This is a genomic window from Nostoc sp. PCC 9305, assembly GCF_963920915.1.
Taxonomy (GTDB): domain Bacteria; phylum Cyanobacteriota; class Cyanobacteriia; order Cyanobacteriales; family Nostocaceae; genus Nostoc.
Genome location: NZ_CAWUDN010000015.1, coordinates 88,196 through 95,960, shown reverse-complemented (window position 1 = coordinate 95,960; position 7,765 = coordinate 88,196). Strand labels below are relative to the sequence as shown.

Sequence of the window (7,765 nt, the reverse complement as noted above, 5' to 3'; positions counted from 1 at the left end):
CCTTTAACCTTTACCCTTTAACCTTTACCCTTTAACCTTTACCCTTTAACCTTTACCCTTTACCCTTTAACCTTTACCCTTTAACCTTTTCCCCAAACCCAATTCCAATTTAAAAATGCTTAACCGAGCAGTATTGATCTCTCCCTTGTCTCCCTTATCTTTTCTCTATGCCCAATGCCCAAAAATAAATAAGGGCGTACAAATAAATGTGCGCCCCAAAAGGTAAATAACCCAAACAATAAGGATTTAGGCAAGCAGCTTAGTCAGTGTCAGCTGCTGTTGCTGCGCCTTCTTCTTCTTCACTCTTTGGTGGTCTTTGTTGGAACCTTCTCTGCATTCTTCCTGTCGTAGTCCGTTTACGAAACTTTCTGGCATACGCCTGGTTACGTAGCGCCTTTTCTTTTTTCGGGTTACGGCGCTTGGCCATGTTCACCTCTATTAATAAACAACAAAAAAGTAGCAACTAGGCATCACTTAGGCAATATTAGCTACCAATGTTATTGATATATTTTTAGCCTAGTGCAGCAATAAATACGCTTTAAACAGTGTACTAGTCTATCGCATTATACCTAACTTTGTCAATAAAAATTTTTAATTATCCCCGCAGCAAGACGAAAAATATCTTTTCTGAGATTCCAATTTTCAAATAGATTGGAAATTAGCTCATTACTTGTTGTTCTTGAAACAAATCAATATTATCAAGAAATAATTCAGGAAGGATAGGTGAGTTTAAGTATAGAGTCTAATATTTTATTTAGCAATCTTTAATTAATTGTAGGTTTTAAACCCTACTTAATTGCCTCTCATAAATTCAGAATTCAGAATTTTGGATTTCGACTTATTATTCATATTATTTCTTTTAATGTGTTCTAAAAATCTATTAGTAACAGCTAGTTTCAACAGCACTAATGCTAGCTATCAACTTAAAATTTACCTCGTTCAAGAAATATTATGTATATATAAACACAGTGCTTCTCTTGAAACTTGATGTTAGAATTGATAATATTCTACGTAAATCGTGAGAATAAAATCTCAACCCACAAACATTTTTGTATAAAACAAAACTCAGCAAAAATTTTATTAGTTGAGCCTATGTAAGTGGTAGGGAACTATAGAATACAACACATAAATTTTGAAGATTGAACGTTATTGCTTTTTTTCCGGCAGCTGTAGAGTCCACACGTAGCTTATGGCGTATTGGACAAACAGTATTGGGTATAATATTTCGTCATCCCATTACTGGCACTAGCATCATCCCAATTTTACCCGATGGTCGGATTGTACTGATCCGGCGGCGCGACAATGGTCTTTGGTCATTGCCTGGAGGGATTGTAGATTGGGGAGAAGATATTCCCAATACAGTTCGCCGGGAATTGATGGAGGAAACCGGGCTAGAATTGGTGAAAATTAACCGTTTGGTGGGAGTTTACTCTGCACCAGACCGCGATCCCAGAATCCATTCAATTTGTATTGTGGTTGAAGCCGAAGTGTATGGGACAATGGAGATTCAAGACACTTTAGAAGTTATGGAAATCCAAGCTTTCTCTCCCAGTTTACTACCTTCAGAAAAGATGTCTCACGACCATACTCGGCAGTTGCAAGACTACTTGAATGGCTTGACAACACTGGCATAAGAATATTTAGTCATTAGTCATTAGTCATTAGTCATTAGTCCTTTGTCATTTGCTGCCAAAGTTCTGATTTCAAAAAGCCTTGGCTCACACTTCTCTGTTTGTAATTTGTCCAGAACTAGTTAATAATGACCAATGACTAATGACAAACGACTATTTATTATGGTGCTAAAAGTTAACTACTAAATAAAATGGATACACTATTCCGTAACTCCCGGAGAAAGCTCTCTCAAGGGCTACTTTTCTGGCGTGAAGTTGGTGAAAAAACTCCTATAATTTTTTTACATGGTGCTTGGAATGACAGCAGTCAATGGTTATCTGTGATGGAATCCCTTGCACAGGATTTTCATTGTTTTGCACCTGATTTGTTAGGATTTGGTGAATCAGAAAATCCCAATATCCACCATTCGATAGATTTACAAGTTGAATGTCTAGCTGAATTTTTGCAAGCTGTGAAGCTAGAAAAAGTATATTTAGTGGGGCATTCTCTTGGGGGTTGGATTGCTGCTAGCTATGCTTTAAAGTATCCAGAGAAAGTTGATGGTGTGGTACTGCTAGCACCAGAGGGCGTGGAGATACCAGGACAAGAAGAGTATTGCCAGAAGATGCGGCGATTATTGAATTATCCACCACTAGTAGTTAAGTTGTTGCGATCGCTAACTCCGTTGACTAAAATCCTGGGTTGGCATGAAAAAATTGCACAAGACTTGCAGTTGCGTCAATCGCTATTGCCGTATCCCATAGGTTGCCAGTTACTTTTCAAACGGCGACAAGTAGAAATTGAGGCGGAATTACTGCAAAAGCAGCTTTATATGATAGATGTCCCAGTTTTTATTTTACAAGGTGGACAAGATACACCAGATACTTTAGCCAGAAGCCGTGTTTATGCTCAACTGATACCGAAAGTCGAGTTGAAAATGATTGCTCATGCCAGAAATAACTTGCCAGAATCTTGTGCTGAGGTTGTGGCGAGTGAAATTCAGGAGTTTATTAAAGGTATTTTAAAAAGTCATAATTTCAACGAATTAAACTAGCTCATTCAGGGTTTCTTGCCAATCCATAACACATATTCCTTCCCTTTGAAACCGCGATATGTGTTTCAAGTTTGTTGTCACAACTATGACCCTATCAATATTTCGTGCATTCCCAAAAAAATCAAATTTGGTTCCACAATTAAACGTGCTGCAATTTCAGGATATAAAGCTTGCAAATAGTTAATTAATAAAGTGCGATCGCCCCCTTTAATGGCAATTTTTCCATCAGCAAATAAATCCCACCATGCTTCAATAAAATTTTTAATTCCAGCTAATACTGTGAAAATTACTCCACTTTTAATTGCTTCTGTAGTATTGAGAGCAAAACGTGGTGGTAGAGACGGAAAACTTTGCATTTCCACTAATGGTAATTGTCCTGTTTGTTGACCAAGAGTTGCAAATTGTAAGCCTAATCCTGGCAAAATTGCACCTCCAACTAAATACTCATTCGCATCCGCAGCTGTAAAAGTTAGCGCTGTTCCAGCATCAATTACCATCATCGGAAAACCCCAAGTTTTCCCTGCACCCCACAAAGCTAAAGCGCGGTCAATTCCTAGTGTGGGATACACGCCTTTTAGTGGTATTTGCTCTAAGGTAATAACGCGAACGTTTGGGTAAGTTTGCCAAATAGCAGTTTGGCTGGGAACTACCGAGGCAAGGAGAAGAGAGCACGGAGGCAGAGAGACAAAAGCGCAAAGGGGTGGAGTATTTGTGAGAAAATTACTTTGTTGATGGGTTGGAGAAATTGCCAGCAATAAATCATCTAGGGTTTGAAATTCAGCTAGATGTTGTATCACAGACTGAGGAAAATAGTCGGTATCCCAAGCTGAATAAAGTGTCTCGCCAATAAACAATGCCCAATGCAGACGCGAATTACCAATTTCCAAGGCTAGCCAAATTTCCTCTCTGTGGCTCTGTGGTTTCACACTTTTAACTTTTTTAAGTCAACTATAGATTTTTTAATAAAAATTAACATTCAAGCCGTGTCACAATAAAAGGAGAGGAAGAAATACTCATTGTGTCAAGGAGGGAGTTATGGTAGCGCTCACCGAAAAAACTGAAAAACGGCTCACCATACAGACTGTAGAGATTGCTCAAGAGACGACGGCTATTCGCTCTTTGGATTGGGATCGCGATCGCTTCGATATTGAGTTTGGTCTGCAAAACGGTACTACTTATAACTCGTTTCTCATCCGTGGGGAGCAGACTGCTTTAGTTGATACCTCCCATGAAAAGTTTCGTCAACTATACTTTGATACGCTCACCGGACTAATCAACCCAACAGAGATTGATTATTTAATTATCAGTCACACTGAACCAGACCATAGCGGTTTAGTTAAAGATTTGCTGCAAATGGCTCCAGAAATAACCGTTGTCGGTTCTAAAGTGGCGATTCAGTTTCTTGAGGATTTGGTACATCAGCCATTTAAACGGCGGATTGTGAAAAATGGCGATCGCTTAGATTTGGGCAATGGGCATGAATTTGAATTCGTGATTGCTCCAAATTTACATTGGCCGGATACCATTTTCAGCTTCGACCATAAAACCAAAGTTCTCTACACCTGCGATGCCTTTGGGTTGCACTATTGCTCAGATAGCACCTTTGATGAAAACTTAGCAGCGATCGAAGAAGACTTTCATTACTACTACGATTGCTTAATGGGGCCGAATGCTCGGTCAGTTCTGTCTGCCCTGAAGCGGATGGCGGAACTGAAAACCATCGATGTGATTGCCACAGGACACGGCCCGTTATTATCTCACAATGTTGAAGAACTAGTTGGACGTTACCGCACTTGGAGCCAAAGCCAAGCCAAGCCAGAAACAGTGATTGGCATATTTTACGTTTCCGAATACGGATATAGCGATCGCCTCGCGCAAGCAATTGCCAACGGTATCGGTAAAACTGGTGTCGCAGTGGAAATTGTCGATTTGGGATCTGAAGTCGATTTACAAGAACTGCGGGAACTAGTTAGCAGGTGTGCTGGGCTAATCGTTGGATTACCTCCGGCTTCTGGTGCTGCAAATATCCAAGCTGCACTCAGCACAGTTTTAGGATCTGCCAAAGAAAAGCAAGCTATCGGCGTATTTGAAACCGGTGGTGGCGATGATGAGCCAATAGATCCTTTGGTGAGTAAATTCCGCAATTTGGGTTTGACAACAGTTTTTCCAGCAATTCGGATTAAACAAACGCCTACGGAAAATACTTACAAGTTGTGTGAAGAAGCAGGTACAGACTTAGCTCAATGGGTAACACGCGATCGCAGCATTAAAGTCATGAAATCCCTTGGTGCTGACTTAGATAAAGCATTAGGTAGAATCAGCGGCGGATTATATATTATTACTGCCAAAAAAGGCGATGTATCCAGTGCGATGTTAGCCTCTTGGGTTGCTCAAGCTAGCTTCAAACCCTTGGGATTCTCCATTGCAGTCGCCAAAGATCGGGCTATTGAATCACTCATGCAAGTAGGCGATCGCTTTGTTCTCAACGTTTTAGAAGAAGGCAATTTTCAACCATTAATGAAACACTTTTTGAAACGGTTCGCCCCTGGTGCAGATCGCTTTGAAGGTGTGAGAACTCAGCCAGCCGAAAATGGTGCGCCCATCCTCAACGACGCCCTCGCCTATATGGAGTGCGAAGTTATCAGTAGAATGGATTGCGGCGACCATTGGGCAGTATACAGCACAGTCTACGCTGGACGGGTTTCTAAGCCAGATGCTTTGACTGCTGTGCATCACCGTAAAGTTGGCAACCACTACTAAAAAGTTAGGAGTTAGGAGTTAGGAGTTAGAAGTTAAAAATTAGGAGTTGTAGGGACGAGGTGGACAAAACATATCGTCTGTACAACGCAAGTTAAAAAATCTAGATTAACAACTTTCTTCAACTCATAACTCATAACTCACAACTCATAACTCTTGTTTCAGCTATGTCAAAAAATAAACCCCGTGACGTTCAAGTCTTCCCCATTGCTACAAATACAAGAATCCTGCGATCGCGTAGTTGGTCAAGGCTCAGATTTGAAATTGAATATGCTCTTGCTAAGGGTACAACTGCTAATTCTTATTTAATCGAAAGTGAGAAAACTGCCATTATCGATCCTCCAGGGGAAACGTTTACGCAAATTTATTTAGAAGCTTTACAGCAACGTTTTCATCTCGAAGATTTAGATTATGTAATTTTGGGACACGTAAATCCTAACCGCGCTGCAACTTTAAAAGCTTTGTTAGAAATTGCTCCCCAAATCACCTTTGTGTGTTCTAATCCAGGGGCGATAAATTTACGTGCGGCGCTGGAAAATCCAGATTTGCAAATTCTTGTGATGCGGGGCGAAGAAACTCTAGATTTGGGTAATGGGCATAATTTACAATTTATTCCCACTCCCAATCCCCGCTATGCAGATCAACTCTGCACATACGATCCACAAACAGAAATTCTGTACACAGATAAGTTATTTGGGGCGCACGTTTGTGGAGATCAGGTATTTGATGAAGGTTGGGAAGTCTATAACGAGGATCGGCGCTATTATTTTGATTGCCTCATGGCTCCCCACGCCCGTCAAGTTGAAACAGCACTGGATAAACTTGCAGATTTTCCTGTGCGAATGTATGCCAATGGACACGGGCCTTTAGTACGCTATGGCTTAATCGATCTGACCAAATCTTATCGAGAATGGAGTCAACAGCAAACTTCTGCTGACTTGACAGTAGCTTTGATTTATGCATCAGCTTATGGAAATACAGCCACATTAGCCCAAGCGATCGCTCGTGGCATTACAAAAGCTGGCGTTGCCGTAGAATCGATTAACTGCGAGTTTACTGAACCAGAAGAAATCCGGACGGCTGTGGAAAAAGCCGGTGGTTTCATCATTGGTTCTCCTACCCTTGGCGGTCATGCACCGACACCCGTACAAACAGCTTTAGGAATTGTCTTATCCACCGCCACTAACAATAAACTCGCTGGTGCTTTTGGTTCCTTTGGCTGGAGTGGGGAAGCGGTTGATTTAATTGAGAGTAAATTAAAAGATGCTGGCTATCGGTTTGGTTTTGATACAATTCGCGTAAAATTCAAACCCGACGATGCCACCTTACAATTGTGTGAAGAAGCTGGAACCGACTTTGCTCAAGCACTGAAGAAAGCTAGAAAAGTGCGATCGCAGAGTCTTCCTGCAACAAATGTAGAACAAGCAGTTGGTCGGATTGTGGGTTCTCTTTGCGTTCTCACAGCCAAAGAAGGCGATCGCTCCAGTGCCATGTTAGCCTCTTGGGTATCTCAAGCTAGTTTTAATCCACCTGGTTTAACCATCGCCGTCGCCAAAGACCGTGCAGTAGAAACACTGACCCATACAGGAAATAAATTTGTCCTCAATATTCTTAAAGAAGGAAATCACTTAGGATTGATGAAGCACTTTCTCAAACCTTTTGGCCCAGGACAAGACCGATTTGCTGATGTCGCCGCCCAAGAAACTGAAAGCGGTTCTCCCATACTTACTGATGCCCTAGCATATCTAGAGTGTTCCGTACAAAACCGGATGGAATCTGGCGACCACTGGCTGGTTTATGCGACTATCGAGAATGGCAAATTGCTAGATAATGATGGCGTTACAGCTGTGCATCATCGCAAGTCGGCAACTCATTATTAATTAGCGTTTTGGATTTTGGATGAATTATTTAAAATCTAAAATCCAAAACAGTAATTTTAATCTCGCAAAATTACTAATTGTAATAGATAAAAGATTGGGTTCTTCGGTTAATTTTATGGATAATTAATAGTAAAATGCCAGTTTAATAAACTGCATAATCTGAAATTGCTAAAGTTACGAAAGCCATATCCAAGCCTTTTAACTAACTTGAGTTTATTATTAATTACTCCTACAGCACCACTCGTGGTTCTGTAGGAGGAATAACCGACTATTCCACCAAACCATCTAAAGAATAACAATCAACTTCATCACTGCCGAATTATGAGCAATGATTTATATTTATTACATCAAGATTAATAGTTTGCCAAGGCACATACTTTCTTGCTTGCCTGCGTGGGATAAGTGACGCTAGTGTTAAAAGAATTGTGCAAAATAAAACCCTCATCCCAGAAGTCGAGTAGAA

6 protein-coding genes and 1 pseudogene are annotated in these 7,765 nt (G+C 40.8%); 4 read left to right on the top strand and 3 right to left on the bottom strand.

Annotation, left to right across the window (positions count from 1 at the left end; genetic code table 11):
* Nucleotides 1-259: 259 nt before the first annotated feature.
* Nucleotides 260-427, bottom strand: coding sequence for a hypothetical protein (locus ACM0OX_RS08430; RefSeq protein WP_012412073.1), 168 nt, complete (start codon nt 425-427; stop codon nt 260-262).
* Between the two features lie 712 nt (nt 428-1,139).
* Between ACM0OX_RS08430 and ACM0OX_RS08425 the strand changes: the two genes are divergently transcribed.
* Complete coding sequence (locus ACM0OX_RS08425) at nt 1,140-1,634, top strand: NUDIX hydrolase (protein WP_094348491.1); 495 nt, start codon at nt 1,140-1,142, stop codon at nt 1,632-1,634.
* Between the two features lie 188 nt (nt 1,635-1,822).
* The gene (locus ACM0OX_RS08420; RefSeq protein WP_414514473.1) at nt 1,823-2,665 is read left to right on the top strand and encodes an alpha/beta fold hydrolase; all 843 of its coding nucleotides are present in this window, start codon (nt 1,823-1,825) and stop codon (nt 2,663-2,665) included.
* Nucleotides 2,666-2,748: 83 nt separating this feature from the next.
* Here ACM0OX_RS08420 and ACM0OX_RS08415 read toward each other — a convergent pair whose 3' ends face one another.
* Nucleotides 2,749-3,591 (bottom strand): pantothenate kinase, encoded by an 843-nt coding sequence (locus ACM0OX_RS08415; protein WP_414514472.1) that lies wholly within the window; start codon nt 3,589-3,591, stop codon nt 2,749-2,751.
* 109 nt (nt 3,592-3,700) lie between these two features.
* Between ACM0OX_RS08415 and ACM0OX_RS08410 the strand changes: the two genes are divergently transcribed.
* Nucleotides 3,701-5,425 carry a diflavin flavoprotein gene (locus tag ACM0OX_RS08410; RefSeq protein WP_414514471.1) on the top strand — a complete coding sequence of 575 codons (1,725 nt, stop codon included), beginning with the start codon at nt 3,701-3,703 and terminating at the stop codon, nt 5,423-5,425.
* A gap of 164 nt (nt 5,426-5,589) precedes the next feature.
* Nucleotides 5,590-7,302 (top strand): diflavin flavoprotein, encoded by a 1,713-nt coding sequence (locus tag ACM0OX_RS08405; RefSeq protein ID WP_414514470.1) that lies wholly within the window; start codon nt 5,590-5,592, stop codon nt 7,300-7,302.
* A gap of 113 nt (nt 7,303-7,415) precedes the next feature.
* Here ACM0OX_RS08405 and ACM0OX_RS08400 read toward each other — a convergent pair.
* A pseudogene (locus tag ACM0OX_RS08400) lies at nt 7,416-7,589 on the bottom strand (transposase); the annotation flags it as partial.
* Nucleotides 7,590-7,765: the final 176 nt, after the last annotated feature.